Origin of the sequence: Collinsella aerofaciens (genome assembly GCF_964283865.1) — a bacterium.
Taxonomy (GTDB): Bacteria; Actinomycetota; Coriobacteriia; order Coriobacteriales; family Coriobacteriaceae; genus Collinsella.
The window spans coordinates 168,464-185,914 of sequence record NZ_CAXYLS010000002.1 but is presented as its reverse complement, the minus strand read 5'-3'; the positions used below and the strand labels follow the sequence as shown (position 1 = coordinate 185,914).

The following is a 17,451-nucleotide window of genomic DNA, read 5'->3' as shown; positions in this document are numbered from 1 at the left end:
GGGCAAAGAGTAAACACTCTACGCCACAGGCTTAACGTCGTCCATCACAACGTTATCCATAGCAGCTCGATTAATCTGATGAACGTAAATAGAAAGACGGATGGCCGTGCGCGACTCCCCGTTGATGAGGATGTCAGAGAACACCGGCGCGCAGGAAATATCAAACCCGGTCGGAATCAAAAATCCGCGTGCAATGGCCACAGCCTTAATGGCCTGGTTGACGGCACCCGCGCCGACGCACTGAATATTGACGGGAACACCATCTTTGACCATGCCGGCAATGGCGCCGGCAACGGACGCGGGCGATGATTTGCTTGATACCTTCAGGCAATCCATGAAGAAACTCCTGCGTTTAAAAGTACGTTTTAACTGCAATAACTGTATCGTACCGAACGGACTCGGTAAAGATGCTATTCCTCTTTGGCAAGATCGAACGTCACGGTAATACGATCACGCGAAACACGAATCTTGGGGTCGCCGCAAAGGTTGAGATAGTACCGCGCTGCAAGATCGTTAAAGTCGCGCTCCACTGCTCGCGAGAACTGCGCCATGTCGTCCTTGGCAATACGCAGTCCGCGACGATCCTTGGCAAGATCGACCGGAGCAGACGCATGTGAGGACGAATCGCGCTCGCGTAGCAGGCGTGCGGTCACACCGCGAACGGGCTTAATCTGGCCCGCCAAGATACGGTGCGCCGTACGCTCGGACATCTCAAGGCCCAAACCCGAACAGATACGGATAAAGTCTTCCGCATCCGAAGCAAGACCCAGGCGATCGACCACCGGAAGCTCGGCTTCGTCATCGATAAACAAAAGACGAGAAGCATCAAGACGGCTGGAGGCCTGCGCATGCAGCGTCGCGGCGATCTCGGACGGAGACCCCAGATAGACATCACAGGCGCGCAGCTCCTCGAGGGCAAACTCGCAAGCGGCGCGAATGATGTTGTGAGGGCCACGGGCGCAAACATAGTGACCGTCCTCGTCCTTCACGGCCTGAGGCCAGCTGGACTGATCGGCGCGCTCGCTAAGGCGGTCGGTAGCGACGCTCACCTTAAAGACCGAGCCCAGGTCAACATCCGACGCGACAACGCGTGCCTCGTCGGTGTTCTGCTTAATCGAGAACAATGCCATGCCTCGACCGTGAACGCCCCAACGATCCATCTTCATGCTCTCGAGTTTGGAGGTAACGCGGGCATCGAAGATGCGCTCCTGCATATCCTGCGGCACGCCCGAGCCGTTATCCAGAAAGACGAGCGTACGGACGCCATCTTCCTTGGTCGTGGCGAGATAGACCTTGTCGGCGCCGGCATCACGAGCGTTGCGCAGCATTTCGATGACAATATCCTCGACATGCTGAATATCGTGCTTTGCCTGGCGCCGCTCGGCTTCCGAAACGCGGAGGCGGACATATCCCTCGCCAAGGTTCTCCTCGACGCGAAGGTTGCCCTCCCCCGACATCGACGCGATAAATGAGATAAGCTCGTTCGCGTCGTTCATATTATTTAGCGATATCGACAGCGCGGCTCTCGCGAATCACGACGACGCGCACCTGACCGGGATACTCCATCTCTTCCTCGATCTGATGGGCGATGTCATGAGCCAAGACCGTGGACTGAGCATCGGAAATCTTGTCCGGCTGAACCATGACGTGGACCTCGCGACCAGCCTGCATGGCATAGGTACGCTCGACGCCGTCATGGGAGTTGGCAATCTCCTCGAGCTTCTCAAGACGCTTGATGTAGTTCTCGGCCGACTCGCGGCGGGCACCGGGACGAGAAGCAGAAACGGCATCGGCAGCCTGGACCAGGACATCGAGCACCGTGTTGGGGTCGACATCGGCATGATGGGCTTCGATCGCGTGGACGATAACGGGCTTCTCGCCATAACGGCGGGCAAGCTCGGCGCCAATGACGGCATGCGGACCCTCAACGTCGTGGTCGATGGCCTTGCCCAGGTCGTGCAGAAGACCGGCACGCTTGGCGGTCACAACGTCCAGACCAAGCTCGGAGGCCATAACGCCGCACAGGTCAGAAACCTCAAGCGAGTGCTGCAGAACGTTCTGGCCAAACGAGGTGCGGTAGCGAAGAGCACCCAGGGTCTTGACGATCTCGGGATGCAGGTCGTGGATACCGGTATCGAAGGCGGCCTGCTCGCCAGCCTCGCGCACACGCTGCTGAACCAGGTCGGCGGCCTTGTGATACATCTCCTCGATGCGTGCGGGGTGAATGCGGCCGTCTGCAATGAGGTTCTCGAGCGCCACGCGGGCAGTCTCACGACGGACTGGATCGAAGCTCGAAAGCACGACGGTCTCGGGGGTGTCGTCAATCACGAGGTTGACGCCGGACACCTGCTCAAAGGTGCGGATGTTGCGACCCTCGCGACCGATGATGCGACCCTTGAGGTCATCGGAGGGAATATGAACGGAAGTAACGGTGACCTCGGCGGTATGGTCGGCGGCGCAACGCTGAATCGCCAGGGAGAGAATCTCCTGGGCGGTCTTGTGGCACTCGGCGCGGACCTGCTGCTCGGACTCACGGATGATGGTGGCCGCCTCGTGGGTAACCTCGCCGCGGACCTTGTCGAGCAGCTCCTTGTGAGCATCCTCACGCGTAAGGTCGGCAATACGCTCAAGCTCGGAAGTCTGCTTGGCGCAGAGCTCCTCAAGCTCACGAGAGCGCTTCTCGACCTGGCCGGCCTGGCTAGACAGCTGATACTCGCGCTTATCGAGCGCATCGTTGCGGCGATCAAGCGATTCCTCACGCTGCATTACGCGATTTTCGAGCGTGCGAATCTCGCTCTTACGCTGCTTGTCCTCGGCCTCGGCGGCCTGCTTGTTCTTGATGATCTCTTCCTTAGCCTCGAGCAGAGCCTCTTTTTTGAGGGTCTCGGCCTGACGCTTTGCATCACCGATCAAGGACTCTGCCTGCGCGTGTGCCGACTGAATCTTTTCGTCGGCCTCGTGAAGACTACCCTGCTTGGCGGTGCGCATGTAGGCAATGGCGGCGATGGCACCCAAAACGAGGCCAACGAGCGCTGCAATGATAGGCATGCTCACTCCTTTTTATGGATTCGTTACACAGCAAAGCGAACCGTCCTTACGAACGGCTCGCGACATTTGAGTAATATGGGCGCAGCTTATGCGGGTCGGATACAGATAAACATATAAACAAACTCATCACAGATGAGCACATATCACAAAGCAAATGACAGTATTTATCCTACGTTGAACCGCAACAACTGTCAAATTAACGCACCCGGCACGGCGCCAATCGAGCGGTGAACGGCAGGGGCGTAACGGGTGAACGTTTACACGGCGCATTCCTCGCTTGAGGCATCGAGGCGCGCCTTAACGGCATCGGCGGCGATGCGATACGAGAAGCCTTTACCCATCAAAAATCTGACGAGCTTTTCGAATGCACGTACTTCGGGAACGCGACGTTTAGCGAGCAAGGCCGAAGCGCGGGCCAAGTCATCATCAACGGCAAAATAAGCCTCGGGATACCCGGGGATATCGTCAAGCACGACATGACGGCGTTTGAGTTCAACCTCGATCTTACGCTGTCCCCAGCCGCGACGCTTACGCTCTTCAATAAAGTACGAACAAAAGCGGTTCTCATCCAAAAAACGATACTCGGTCGCTCGAGCAACGGCAAAATCGATCGCAGGCTGTCGAAAGCCATAGCGCGCCAACTTATCGCGCACCTCGCCCGTGGCATGATCGCGGCGCGAAAGCATCTCGGTCACCATGGTGAGCGCACATTTACGTTCGATAAGCTGCACCGCCTCGCGAAAGTCATCCCAATCACAGGGAAGATCGGGGCGGTTCTTAACGTACAGGCGCGCCACGCGCACGGGAATCCAAATGGAACGTTCAAAACCGCCCTCGAGATCGCAATCGATACGCGCGCAGGGCTTTTTAGACGCATAACCGCTCGAGAACGAGGAGGCCGCCTTCTTATCGGGAAAGACGACCGTGGCCTCGGTCACCGTATACGACATGTCGGCATCCGCTACTCGTCGTCATCGTCGAGCATCGCGGAACCATCGATGGCGTACAGCTCATCAAACTCCTCGGGGGCAGCCTGGTCGGTCAACTCAACCTCGGAGGGGGCATCGTCGTCATACTCAAGACCGCAGGCAAGGCGAACCTTGTGCTCGATCTCGTCGGCGCAATCGGGATGCTCGCGCAGGAACGTCTTGGCGGCCTCGCGACCGTTGCCGAGCTTATCCTCGCCATAGGCAAACCAGGACCCCATCTTTTTACAGATGCCGCACTCGACGGCCATATCCAGAATCGAGCCCTCTTTGGAGATGCCGGTGCCATACATGATGTCAAACTCGGCCGAGCGGAACGGAGCGGCCACCTTGTTCTTAACGACCTTGGCACGAACGCGATTGCCGATAACCTCGTCCTTGAGCTTGATGGTATCGATTTTGCGAATATCGATTCGCACGGAAGAGAAGAACTTGAGCGCGCGGCCGCCCGTGGTGGTCTCGGGGTTGCCGAACATGACGCCGATCTTCTCGCGCAGCTGGTTAATGAAGATGCAGGTCGTGTTGGACTTGGAAAGCGAGCCGGCGAGCTTGCGGAGTGCCTGGCTCATCAAACGAGCCTGCAGACCCACCGTCGTGTCACCGATCTCGCCCTCGATCTCGGCACGCGGAGTCAAGGCGGCAACAGAGTCGACGACGATGGCGTCGATGGCACCGGAGCGCACAAGCATATCGACGATCTCGAGCGCCTGCTCGCCCGTATCGGGCTGGGAAATGAGGACCTCATCGATATCGACACCGATGCGCGCGGCATAGGTGGGATCAAGCGCGTGCTCGGCATCGATAAATGCCACAACGCCGCCCATGGCCTGTGCCTCTGCAAGAATCTCAAGCGAAAGCGTCGTCTTACCGGAGGACTCGGGGCCATAAATCTCGACGATACGGCCGCGCGGAACGCCACCGATACCCAAGGCGGCATCGAGCGCCAGAGAGCCCGTCGGAATAGCCTCGACCTCGAGCTCGGGACCGCCGTCGCCATACCTCATAATAGAGCCCTGGCCGAACTTCTTCTCAATCTCGGCCTTGGTGGTGGCGATCATCTCGTCGCGCTCTTTACCCGTCGTGCGTGCATGAACGGTACGTACGGGACCTGAATTCTTGGCCATGAATAGCCCTCCTCTTAACAACCTGAAACGATAATAAACGAACGGCTGTTCGTGGTCAACCGTTCAGATTCATCATATGCACCCGACCATTCCAAAACCCAGCCAAACGCCAACCAATCACCGACCAAACGCTTGACCACGTCAATCACAAATACGAGTGCGCGAACAAATTTATGCCATGTACCAGCGCAAACGTAATTCCGGTCAAAGGTCCCTATCTCCACAATTAAGGGGCCCTAAGGCCCCTTAAACCACGTCTAATCCATAGAATTGAGCACGCGGACAATACGCTCCAAAGCCTCCGCGACCGCATGGACACGAACGCACGACCGATCGCCCTCATAATGACAGCGCGCAGACTCGACAACCGGCGCTCCCCCATCGGCCGCACGATACGCCCACCCAATATAGAACGTACCGGCGGGGTCTTGCTCAGTGCCGCCACCGGGCCCAGCGTAGCCCGTTGCGCTCACGGCCACATCGCTCTGATAGAGGTCCAGCGAGCCCACGGCCATCTCGCGCGCCGTCTGGTGCGACACGGCGCTAAACCGATCGAGCGTTTCCTGCTCGACGCCGAGCACGCGATGTTTGATCTCATCGCAGTAGGTCACCGCACCGCCACGAAGCACCGCCGAGGCACCCGGGATATCGGCAATCGTCGAGGCGATCATGCCCGCCGTCAGCGACTCCGCCGTCGACACCGTCACACCACGGGCACTCGCGCGCTCGACAATGTCGCGCGCCAGCTCCTCGTTGTTTGCGGCGATCTGCAAATAAGACTCCGTCATACCCACCAGGACCTAGACCGAAAAGACGATCTTGCGACAGTTCCAGAAGTACTGGGCGCCCGAGACAATGGTCAAAATCACGGCGATGACGTACAGGAAGCGCGACACCGAATAGACACCGAGCAGCAGCGACACCGGCCCCAGCTGAAGGCCGGCCATCGCAAAGACGCACAGATAGCCGCAGATGGAGACCATCGTGGTCGCCGTCTTATACTTGCCGAGCTTATCGGCGGCAACGACCACGCCGGCAGCGCTCGCGACCATGCGAAGGGCGCTCACCAGCAGCTCGCGGAACAAGATGATGAACACGGACCACACGGTCACCGCGCCAAAATCCAAGAACAGCAGCAGGGCCGAGAACACCAGCAGCTTGTCGGCGATGGGGTCCAAGAACTTACCGAAATCGGTGATCTCGTTGCGCGAGCGCGCCAGATAGCCGTCGACCTTGTCGGTGCACGACAGGATCACGTACAGAATGAAGGCGGCGGCAGCAAGCGGGCCGTCGAAGGTGCTCCAGTCCGTACCGGCAACGCTCGCGTGAGACAGGGCCGAGACGATCATGAACACCGGGATAAAGACGATGCGAACGCACGTCACGATGTTGGCGGGCGTCCAAACACTCGTCAGTTCCTTATTGCTCTCGTTTGCCACGACGCTCTCCTACTCCACAACATGGCCGATAAGCTCATAGCAGAAGCTATCGGTAAACTCGACGGTCAGAATATCGCCCACGGACGCCTCGCTGGAGTCCAGATGCACCGCGCCATCGGAATCGGGCGCCTGGAACCAGGCATGACCGATCAGCTCGGCGCCGTCCTCGGTCTCCTCGATGCCGTCGACGATCACCTGGGCACGCTCGCCCACATGGGCTGCCGTGGCGGCAAAACCGAGCGACTCAGCCAGATCCATGGCCTCCTGGGCTCGCTCGAGCTTGACCTCCTCATCGACCTGGCCCTCCATCTTGGCGGCCAGGCTGCCCTCCTCACGCGAGTAGGCAAAAACGCTCGTGTAGTCAAAGCCGACGGTGTCCATAAAGTCGATAAGATCACGGAACTCGTCGTCAGTCTCGGTCGGGAAGCCGACCATGGCCGTAGAGCGAATCACGATGCCGGGGATACGCTCTCGAAGGTCGCAGAACAGATCCTCGAGCTCCTGGCGCGAACCGGAGCGACGCATGGCCTTCAGGATGCGCGCGTCGCAGTGCTGCACGGGGATATCGATATAGGGCAGCACCTCGGGCGTATCACGAATCGTCTCGATAAGCTCGTCGGTCATGCCCTCGGGCTGCAGATAGAGCACGCGGACCCAGACGTTGTGCGGGCGCACAGCCTCGGCGACGGCACGCAGCAGCTGCGCCAGATTGCGCGGCGAGCCCTCGGCGATGTCCTCGTCGGCAAAGTCGGTACCCCAAATGCCCGTGTCCTGGCCGATCAGCACGATCTCGCGCACACCGCCGGAAACAAGGTCGCGCACCTCGGAGATAATGCTCTCGGCACTACGCGAATGATAGCGACCGCGAATGTAAGGAATCATGCAGAAGCTGCAGAAACGATTGCAGCCATCGGAAATCTTGACGTAGGCAACGGCGCCCTCGACGGTACGCTTGACCTGCGGGATATAGGCCGCGATCTCGCGCTCCACGCCCAGTACGCCATCGATGACAGAGACGATACCGTCTTCCTCATCGGCCTTCACAAAGGCCGCGACCTCGGGAAGCTCGTCGGGCAGGTCATCGCCGTAACGAGACGGAACGCAACCGCACATGACGATGGGGCAGGCGCGAACGCCGTCCTGCACCTCGTTAGCGAGCTCGAGCGTGGTCTCGATGCTCTCGGACGTCGCCGAGGCAAGAAACGAGCACGTGTTGACGATGGCGATATCGGCATCCTTTGGATCGAATGCCTCCTCGTAGCCCGCAGCGGTCAGCAGCGAACGCATGCGGTCGGTATCGACCTCGTTCTTGGCGCAGCCAAGCGTGATATAGAGTACGGAACCCAACGGAGTATCCATGTTGGAGAGCGGTCCTTTCGAAAGAATTAGCGGTAGTTGGTAAACTGCAGCGGCTGGCCGTAGTCCTGGTCGCGCAGGAACTGGATCACCGTCTGAAGCGCGTCCTTAGAGGCCGAGGTAACGCGCAGCTTATCGGCCTCGATGGTCACCTTGACCTTAAGCTTTTGGTCCTTGATGTCCTTATTGATCTTCTTGGCGGTCGCCTGGTCGATGCCCTCGACGATATGGCCGAGCACGCGCACGGTACCACCCGAAGCCGCCTGCGGCGCGTCCCAAGAGACAGCCTTGAGGTCGATGCCGCGCTTGATGAGCTTTGAGCTCAGCACGTCAATGATCTGTTTGGAGACAAAATCGGCCGGGGCACTAATCGTAAAGAGCTTGTCGCCCTTCGAAAGCTCGATGGTGGCGCCGGAGTCCTTGAGGTCATAGCGCTGGGAAATCTCGCGGGTGGTCTGCTGGAAGGCGTTATCGACCTCCTGCATGTTGACCTCGGACACAACGTCGAAGCTGGAATCTTTAGCCATGGTTCTTCCTTTCGGTACGGGGAGCCTTAGTAGCTGTCGTACGAATAGTCATCTGAATCGTTTGCTGTCTGGCCATCGGATGCCGTGTCGGTGCCGTCGGTAGACTGTGCATCGGCGCCGTCGGCAGACTGGGCGTCGGTGCCGTCGGCAGTATCGGTGCCGTCGGTACTCTCGCCATCCTTGGAGTCTGTGGTCTCCTTCTTGGGAACGGTAATGGTCACGCGCGCCACGCCCGATGTCTTGGTGTCATAGCGAACCTTTTCGCCGTTCTTGGTGACGGTGACATCGGAGGGCTTGGACGTGGTGATCTCAATCGAGGACTCGGGCGTGTACTCCTGCTCAAAGGGACCGGTCGCCTGGGCGCCGTAGACCGATTTACCGTCGACCTTGACCTCAATCCAGGCGGTCTTGCCCTTGGCAACCGAGACCTTGACCTTAATGACCTCGTCCTCTTCCTTTTTCGCCGTCGCCTTGGCGGCATCGGAATCGGCAGAATCCGTCGTCTCGTCGGTACCTTCATCCTCGTCAACGGATTCGGTCTTCTTGGAAGACTTCTTGGTCGTCGTCTTGGTGGCCGCGGGCGTCTCGGGCGTCGACTCGGGTGCAGAAGAGCCGCAGCCACGCAGGAGGACTACGATGAGCAAAATCAGCAAAAGCGCCACGGCACCAATGCCGGCGTAGATGATGCGCGGATCGAGTCCATTATTCTGGGGAGCACGTCCACCGCCGCGTCCGCGATTATTAGAACTACCGCGACCGTTTACCTGCGGCATGCGGCCGCGAGCGCTATCGGAACGACCACGATAGCCGCCCTGGCGCTGCGAGCCACGCTGACCCGAACGCGGCGCAAGCTCACCACGGTCCTGATAGCCACGCTGTCCAGAGCGAGGCACCGAAGAGCGCTGCCCGTAAGGCTGCGATTGCGAACGGAGGCGCGGCGTCACCTGCGTGGTATCGGCATCGGCGTAACCACCGCGGGAACGCCCGGCAGAAACTCCGCGATAACCCCGACCGGAGTAGCCACCGTCGCCGTAACCGGCGCGAGGATCACGGCTCAACCCGCGAGCGGCGGGAAGCGCACGGTCATCCGGCATGGGCGTACTGCGAAAGCGATCTCGCTGAGAACGAATCTCCTCGCTGGAGCCCGTCTCGGTGACATAGCCCGCTTGCGGAGGACGCTGACCGTACCGCGTCGAGCGACCGCCCTGAACCATCAGAAAGCGTCCGTTATCGACCGACGAACGCGAGTTAACGTAGCCGGCAGCATCCTGAAAACGACCGCCCTGCTGCGAGGTCTCGCGTTCATATGCCATGAGGTCGTCAAAATAAGCGTTGACGACCTCGCGCGGGTTAAGCCCCAAAAAGCGAGCATAGCTCGAAATCATGCCCTGCGCATAGCCACGCGGGGGCATCGATGCAAAGTTACCGGTCTCGAAAAACTCGATGATCTGCGGCCTGATTTTGATGGTGTTGGCGACCTGCTGGATGGAAAGGCCCATCCGGCGACGCTGCTCGAGCAGCATGTCACCAAAGCGTGCAGCCATCAGAATCCTCCAAACTCACGATCTTCACGTGCCATCTCGGCGTCGACAGACTCCAGCGCGGCAAGCCCCTCCTCGTCCAGCAGGACCTCGCGCGGCTTAGAACCGTCGGGCGGGCCGACGACACCCTTTTCTTCCAGCATGTCCATAATACGCCCGGCGCGCGCATAGCCAACCTTGAGGCGGCGTTGCAGGCCAGATGTGGAGCCCAGCTGCGATTCCACCACAATATGGGCGGCTTCCCAGATAAGCGGGTCGTCATCTTGCGGCTCGGCAACGCCCGTGCGGACAATGCCGCCACCAGCCATGGACATGGAAGCGGGCGCCACGGCAGACAGGATCTCCTCGTGGTAGTCGGGCTCGCTTTGCGACTTAACGAACTCGACAATCTCGTTGATCTCGTCGTCCGAGACAAAGCAGCCCTGGATACGACGGGGCTTGCCCCAGTCGACCTTGGAGAACAGCATGTCGCCCAAACCGGTGAGCTTTTCGGCGCCCATCTGGTCGATAATGACGCGGGAATCGATGCCCGTAGCCACGTTAAAGGCGATACGGTTGGTGATGTTGGCCTTAATAAGGCCCGTCACCACGTTGGAGCTGGGGCGCTGCGTAGCCACGATAAGGTGAATACCGGCAGCACGGCCCAGCTGGGCGATACGGACGATCGAGGCCTCGACATCCTTGCCGGCTACCATCATCAGGTCCGAAAGCTCGTCGATGATGATGACCAGATAGGGCATCTTTTGCGGCGGGTTATCGTAATGCTCAAACTCGCCGGCGGCCTGCTTTTCGTTATAGGTCGAGATCTTGCGCACGTTAAGGCGCTCGAAGACCTTCAGGCGGCGCTCCATCTCGGACACCGCCCACTGCAAGGCACTCGCGGCCTGCTTGGGCTCGGTCACTACGGGCACGTAAAGGTGCGGCAGGCCGTTATAGCCTGCGAGCTCGACGCGCTTGGGGTCGACCATGATCAAGCGAACGTCCTCGGGAAGCGCGCGCATGAGCAGGGTCGTGATGATGGAGTTGATCATGACCGACTTACCGGAACCCGTGGTACCGGCGATCAGCAGATGGGGCATCTTGGCGAGGTCGGCGACAACCGGCGTGCCCTCGGCATCGCGACCGATGGCAAGCTCGAGCGGACCGCCCTTCACATAGGGAAGCACGTCGCCCAAATTGACGTTCTGGCGCTTGCGATTGGGAATCTCGATACCAACGAGTGAGGTGCCGGGGATCGGCGCGAAGATGCGCACCGACTGGGCGGCAAGCGAAAGCGCGATATCGTCCTCGAGGCTCGAGATCTTGCTCACGCGCTCGCCCTCACCGGGCTGCAGCTTAAAAGTCGTGACCGTGGGGCCGGCAATCCAGCCGACAACGCGGGCGCTACGGCCAAACTCAAGCAAGGTGGACTGCAACGACTCGGCAGTCTGTTCCAGCTCCTTGTCAGAAGACGCGGAGGACGCCGACTGTGGGTTGGCATGCAGGATTTCGAGCGGCGGGAGCTTGAGACCGTCCTCTTGGTCGCCCTCGGCATCGACAGTGGTACCGTCCGCTCCCCCATCGGTGGCTGCAACAGGAGCAGCGGAAGCCGTGGGGGCGGAGGCATCGGAAACCTTGGGATGCTTTAGGAAGTCAGGGATCTGCGGAGCTGCCGAAACGGGATTCACGGCAAATGGCGGCTCTGACTCGTCAGCCTTGTCCGGGTCGTCTTCCATCGAAAACTGTCCGGTGACCTGTCCTGCGTTGGCGCGGCGACGCGGCAGCAAGGTGGTCTTGGCGGTCTCGAGCGGAGCCTCGTCGTAATCGTCATCGCCCTCAGTGAGTTCAATTTCGCTATCGGACCAAGACGGGTCAGGCTCGCTCGTGTTGAGCTTGGGCGCGGCCTTGCCCTTCTTGGCATGGCGACGCGGCAGCAGCGTGGTCTTGGCGCGCTCGGCCTCCACGGCCTCGGACACGTCGACAAACGGGTCATCGTCCTCGTCGTCATCCAAAACCGGGTCGGCATCGCCACCCATGAACGTGGTCACCGCGGCGTCAGCCCCCTTCTGGCGCAGAATGCTCAGGTGCGGACGGGCAACGCCGGGAACCGACAGGGCCTCTTCATCGCCCCACGGGCTCGCGTTGACATCGGCACGACGGCGCTCGGCAAAATCGGCAGCGCGATCACGTGCGGAGCGCAAAACGCCACCCACCGAAAAGCCAATGATGACCAGGCCAACGACGACAAGGCCCAGCAAGACAACCATAGCGATAGGTTTACCCAGGGCGTTTTGCAAGGCACTTGCGATAAAGGCGCCAATGTAGCCGCCCGAGGCGGTAAGGTTCTGCGGCGTAAACATGAGGTCGCACGAGTCGGTCGTACCCGGAACCATCAACGATAGGATAGAAACAATGGCCACAAAGACCACGGCACCACCCGCGACCGAGCGAATGTTGAGCGGCGAGTCCTCACCCAAAAAGAGCGTGGCGGCAAACAGCAAGATGACGATCGGCAGCACGTAGGCGCCCAGACCAAAGCCGAGGTGATAGAAACCGGCAACCGCAGCTGTCACGGGTGCCGTTGCCGGAGAAATCACGGCAATGAAGGACGCAATCGCCAAAACGGCAATGATAACGCCGGCGATATCGCGATTGGCCGAAGGCTCGACCAGGGGTTCGAACTCATCGAACTCGGACTCGTGGCCCTTATTGGCACGCAGATGGGAACCGGCACCCTTAGCAGATGCCGGTTGGTTGTTGGATTTGTTGCCTTTGGCGTTTTGTGCAGATCCGCGCGCCAAACTAAACCTCCATGACGACTGGGATGATCATCGGACGGGTGCGCGTGCGGCTCCAGATAAAGTTGGAGAGCGAATCGCGCACGGCCTTGCGAATGGCATCGGAGCCGCTACTGGTAAAGCTAAACTTGCCCTTCTCGATCGTCTTCATGATGGCTGCGGAGGCATCCTCGGAGAACTGGTCGTCGATGGCAAACGAAACGCCGCGGCCCGAGAACTCGATAGCCTCGATCTTCTTGTGCTTGAGCGAGACGATGGCAACAGCCGTGACCATACCGTCGTTGGCGAGCTTTTGGCGATCGCGAAGGACGATGGGGTCGGTGTCGCCGATGCGCAGACCGTCGACATAAACGACGCCGGACTCGACGGGCGCACCGCGTTTGACGATACCGCCACGCATCTCGAGCGTGTCGCCGTTATCAAGGATAAAGATGTGATCGTCCTTGATGCCCATCTTACGGGCAAGCTGGGCATGGGCGCGCAGATGCACGGCTTCGCCGTGAACCGGCATAAAGTAGGTGGGCTTGGCCATGGCCATCAGAAGCTTGAGCTCCTCCTGGCTGCCATGGCCCGAGACATGGACGAGGGCACGGGACTTATCCCAGACGTCGCAGCCAAGCTTGGCCAGGCTGTTGACGACCTGCTGAACTGCCTTCTCGTTGCCGGGAACGGGAGTTGCCGAGAGGATGACGGTATCGCCCTCGTGGATAGAAAGCGTCTTGTGCTCGCCGTTGGCCATGCGGGACAGGGCCGACAGCGGCTCGCCCTGAGAACCGGTGCACATGACGACGATCTTATCGTCGGGCAGGTTATCGATATCGAAGGCATCGATGATATCGGCATCGTCGATGTTGAGATAGCCAAGCTCACGCGCCACGCGGGTGTTGGTGAGCATGGAACGTCCGGTCACGACGACCTTGCGGCCACACTTGCGGGCGGCATCGCAGATCTGCTGCAGGCGATGGATGTGGCTCGAGAACGACGCGACGAACACGCGGCCCGGCGCGTTCTTGATGGCGTGCAGCAGGTTGGGGCCGACCTCGGCCTCGGACTTGGTAAAGCCAGGAACCGTGGCGTTGGTGGAGTCGGAAAGCAGCAGGTCGATGCCCTGCTTGGCAAAGCGGCTGATGGCGGCATAGTCGGGCGTGACGCCGTCGATGGGCGTCTGGTCGAGCTTAAAGTCGCCCGTGTGCATAACGGTGCCCTGGTTGGTGCGAATAAACACGCCCAAAGCACCCGGAATGGAGTGCGTCATGGAGAAGAAATCGAGCGAGATGCCACCGAGATTGACGTGGCTGCCGCCCTTGACCTCACGGAACTTGGGCGCGCGAATGCGGAACTCGGAGAGCTTACCCTCGATAAAACCGAGCGTCAGCTTGCTCGAGAAGATGGGCACCTTGTTGTTGAGGTCCTGCAGCAGGTACGGAAGCGAACCGGTGTGGTCCTCGTGGCCATGGGTGACGATGATGCCGCGGAGCTTCTCCTCGTTCTCCAGGACATAGGTGTAGTCGGGAAGCACCAGGTCGATACCGGGCTGGGAGTCGTCGGGGAACATGAGGCCGGCGTCGACGAGCACCATGTCGTCGCCGCACTCGAAGACCGTCATGTTCTTGCCGATGCCGTCAAGGCCGCCGAGCGGAATGATCTTCAAGGGAGATGATTTTTTAGCTGCCATAGGTTCGTGTGGTTTCCTTTCTTCGAAACGGGTCTGGAACAACCGACGGGGCGCTTCTGGCAAACCGACCGCCGTGAACGTACAAACATGCATCACAGAGTCGATGCAATAACTACAGCATCATACCCATTTGCCCACCAACAGACCACCCATGCATCAAAGCCCCATCTGAACCTGCGTATCCCACCGTTCTGGTCTCAGCGGCCCCGGCACGGGCTAAGTTTCCTGCTCTACAGTCCTGCTCACGACGGAGGCCACATTAAGTGGCCTCCTGTTCGTGCGGAACTCGCGATAAACTTAGCCCGTGCCGGGGCCGCTGAGACCAGACCTGCCAATAAAGGACAGGTTCATTTAAGTAGGTTTTATCTGAGGAAATGCTGCTACGTCTATCTACAGATCTAAATCTGACTACTGAATAGACTGTCTAACTCAATAGCGAGCGGCACTAACCAGCCCTTTTGCTTGCGCCCGGGAGGGACGCATATGAAGTTTATCGCGAGTTCCGCACGCAAAGGAAAGCACTTAATGTGCTTTCCGTCTTGCGCAGGACTGTAGAGCAGGAAACTTCATATGCGACCCTCTCGGGCGCAAGCAAAAGGGCGACCCCTGTCCGGAGTCGCCCTTGTTGAGCTGCTTATGTGTAGCTGTTACTCAGCGTCGTGGTGACGGCGGGGTTTGCGGCCTCCGTTGTCGCCGGGACGGCGCGGACGGTCGCTGCGCTCGGAGCGCTCGCGACGCGGACGCTCACGGCGCTGGAAGTGCTCGCCGTCGCCCTCGGAGGCACCCTCAGCGCGAGCCGGGGCCTCGGGCTTGTCGAGACGATCAAGCGAGATCTTGCCGCGATCGTCGACCTCGATGACGACGACCTTGACCTCGTCGCCCACGTTGAGAACGTCCTCGACCTTCTCCACGCGGCCCTTGGCGACGCGGGAGATGTGCAGCAGGCCGTCCTTGCCGGGCAGCAGGTTGACGAAGGCGCCGAAGGGCTGGATGGAGACCACGCGACCGGTGTACTCCTCGCCCGGCTCGGGAACCTTGATGATGAGCTTGATGCGCTCGACGGCCTGGTCGACGGACTCGCCGGTGCCGCCGACAAAGACGGTGCCGTCCTCCTGGATGTCGACCGAAGCGCCGGTCTCGTCCTGGATACCGCGGATGACCTTGCCGCCGGAGCCAATGACGTCGCGAATCTTATCGGTAGGAACCTGGATGGAGACGATGCGCGGAGCGGTGCTGCGTGTGGTGTGGCGCGGCTCGGGAATCACATCGAGCATCTTCTGCAGGATGAAGGCGCGACCCTCCTTGGCCTGCTGCAGGGCGCGGGCCAGGATGTCGAAGGTTAGGCCGGTGGCCTTGTTATCCATCTGCAGGGCGGTGATGCCCTCGGTGGTGCCGGTGACCTTAAAGTCCATGTCGCCCAAGAAGTCCTCGAGACCCTGGATATCGGACAGGACCACGGTCTTTCCCTCCTCCTGGATCAGACCCATGGCGATACCGGAGACCGGGCGCTTAATGGGCACGCCGCCGTCCATAAGGGCGAGCGTGGAGCCGCAGGTCGAAGCCATCGAAGAGGAGCCGTTGGACTCCATGACCTCGGAGACGACGCGGATGGCGTAGGGGAACTCGTTCTCGTCGGGGAGCACCGGGAGCAGAGCGCGCTCGGCAAGGTTGCCGTGACCGATCTCGCGACGCTTGGGGCTGCCCATGCGGCCGGTCTCGCCGGTGCAGAACGGCGGGAAGTTATAGTGGTGCATATAGCGCTTGCCCTCGGTGGGCTCGATGGTATCCAGACGCTGGCCCTCGTTGAGCATGCCGAGCGACAGGACGGAGAGCACCTGGGTCTGGCCACGCTGGAACAGACCGGAGCCGTGAACGAGCGGCAGGTAGTTATCCTTCACCATGATGGGACGGATCTCGTCTGCAGCACGGCCATCGACGCGCTCGCCAGTCTCGACGACCATGGTGCGCATGGCCTTCTTCTCGAGCTTCTTGAGCGCCACGGGGATCTCGCGCTCCCAAGCGGCCTGCTCCTCCTCGGTAAACTCGGCGCGGATGGACTCCTTCAGAGCCTCGACCTTACCGATACGAGAGAGCTTGTCGGCGTCGCGAAGGGCAGCTGCCATCTCGTCGTAGTGGGCAAAGATGCGCTCCTGGACCTCCTCGACGGGCTGGTCGAGCGGGTACTCCTTCTTGACGATGGGGCCGTTGACCTGCTCCCACTCGGCGACGAACTCGTCCTGGGCCTGGCAGAAGGCAGCAAGGGCCTCCTGGCCAAACTTCATGGCGGCGAGCATGTCGTCCTCGGAGATCTCCTCGGCGCCGGCCTCGACCATCGAGATGAAGTCGGCAGAGCCGCCCAGCTCCAGGTCCAGATCGGAGTTCTCGCGCTCCTCGTAGGTGGGGTTGACGATAAACTCGCCAGTCTCCACGTTACGGCCGATGCGCACGCAGGCAAGCGGGCCCTCGAAGGGCACGCCACCGAGCGTCATGGCCAGGGAAGCACCCATGACGTTGATGACGTCGAAGGGGTTGACCTGGTCGGCGACGAGCGAGGTGGCGACGATGTGCACCTCGTTGCGGAAGCCGTCCGGGAAACTCGGGCGGATCGGACGGTCGATCATGCGCGCGGTGAGCGTGGCCTTCTCGCTGGGACGGCCCTCACGCTTGAGGTAACCACCCGGGATGCGGCCAGCGGCGTACATCTTCTCGTTGAAGTCGACGGTCAGCGGGAAGAAGTCGTAGTTCTTGCGCTCCTTGGAGACGACCACGGTGTCGAGCATCGTGGTGTCGCCCTGCTTGACCAGGCAGGCGCCGGTGGCCTGCCTGGCAAGCTCGCCCGACTCAAAGGTGTAGGTCTTGCCGTACAGCTCAAAGGTCTTGGATACGAGTGTCATTGTTCTCCTTTACCCCACAGGCCCCTTGCCTGCGGGCTTCTCATGTGACGCGGGCCCCCTGCCCCCGCCACGCTTCAGAGCGTG

At 60.3% G+C, this 17,451-nt stretch carries 13 protein-coding genes; all 13 read right to left on the bottom strand.

Annotated features, from left to right (window positions below):
* Positions 1–18 precede the first annotated feature (18 nt).
* Complete coding sequence (locus ACRX4W_RS02245; RefSeq protein WP_006235982.1) at positions 19–336, bottom strand: stage V sporulation protein S; 318 nt, start codon at positions 334–336, stop codon at positions 19–21.
* Between the two features lie 74 nt (positions 337–410).
* A complete protein-coding gene (locus ACRX4W_RS02240; protein ID WP_432299008.1) occupies positions 411–1,496 on the bottom strand; it encodes an ATP-binding protein in 1,086 nt (361 codons plus the stop codon).
* 1 nt (position 1,497) lies between these two features.
* On the bottom strand, positions 1,498–3,048 hold the full coding sequence (gene rny, locus ACRX4W_RS02235) for a ribonuclease Y (RefSeq protein ID WP_432299007.1): 1,551 nt from the start codon (positions 3,046–3,048) through the stop codon (positions 1,498–1,500).
* Between the two features lie 257 nt (positions 3,049–3,305).
* Positions 3,306–3,998: a regulatory protein RecX gene (locus tag ACRX4W_RS02230; RefSeq protein ID WP_432299006.1), complete on the bottom strand. Its 693-nt coding sequence runs from the start codon at positions 3,996–3,998 to the stop codon at positions 3,306–3,308.
* An 11-nt stretch (positions 3,999–4,009) separates the two neighbouring features.
* Positions 4,010–5,158 carry a recombinase RecA gene (gene recA, locus ACRX4W_RS02225; protein WP_432299005.1) on the bottom strand — a complete coding sequence of 383 codons (1,149 nt, stop codon included), beginning with the start codon at positions 5,156–5,158 and terminating at the stop codon, positions 4,010–4,012.
* Between the two features lie 257 nt (positions 5,159–5,415).
* Positions 5,416–5,931, bottom strand: coding sequence for a CinA family protein (locus ACRX4W_RS02220; RefSeq protein ID WP_432299004.1), 516 nt, complete (start codon positions 5,929–5,931; stop codon positions 5,416–5,418).
* Between the two features lie 27 nt (positions 5,932–5,958).
* Positions 5,959–6,597, bottom strand: coding sequence for a CDP-diacylglycerol--glycerol-3-phosphate 3-phosphatidyltransferase (pgsA, locus tag ACRX4W_RS02215; RefSeq protein WP_118079882.1), 639 nt, complete (start codon positions 6,595–6,597; stop codon positions 5,959–5,961).
* Between the two features lie 9 nt (positions 6,598–6,606).
* On the bottom strand, positions 6,607–7,956 hold the full coding sequence (rimO, locus tag ACRX4W_RS02210; RefSeq protein ID WP_432299003.1) for a 30S ribosomal protein S12 methylthiotransferase RimO: 1,350 nt from the start codon (positions 7,954–7,956) through the stop codon (positions 6,607–6,609).
* 26 nt (positions 7,957–7,982) lie between these two features.
* Complete coding sequence (locus ACRX4W_RS02205; RefSeq protein WP_432299002.1) at positions 7,983–8,480, bottom strand: YajQ family cyclic di-GMP-binding protein; 498 nt, start codon at positions 8,478–8,480, stop codon at positions 7,983–7,985.
* 26 nt (positions 8,481–8,506) lie between these two features.
* Positions 8,507–10,024, bottom strand: coding sequence for a helix-turn-helix domain-containing protein (locus ACRX4W_RS02200; protein WP_432299001.1), 1,518 nt, complete (start codon positions 10,022–10,024; stop codon positions 8,507–8,509).
* Positions 10,024–12,801: an FtsK/SpoIIIE family DNA translocase gene (locus ACRX4W_RS02195; protein WP_432299000.1), complete on the bottom strand. Its 2,778-nt coding sequence runs from the start codon at positions 12,799–12,801 to the stop codon at positions 10,024–10,026. The genes ACRX4W_RS02200 and ACRX4W_RS02195 overlap by 1 nt, the downstream gene beginning before the upstream one ends.
* A gap of 1 nt (position 12,802) precedes the next feature.
* The gene (locus ACRX4W_RS02190; protein WP_432298999.1) at positions 12,803–14,473 is read right to left on the bottom strand and encodes a ribonuclease J; all 1,671 of its coding nucleotides are present in this window, start codon (positions 14,471–14,473) and stop codon (positions 12,803–12,805) included.
* 647 nt (positions 14,474–15,120) lie between these two features.
* A complete protein-coding gene (locus ACRX4W_RS02185; protein WP_432298998.1) occupies positions 15,121–17,367 on the bottom strand; it encodes a polyribonucleotide nucleotidyltransferase in 2,247 nt (748 codons plus the stop codon).
* Positions 17,368–17,451 lie beyond the last annotated feature (84 nt).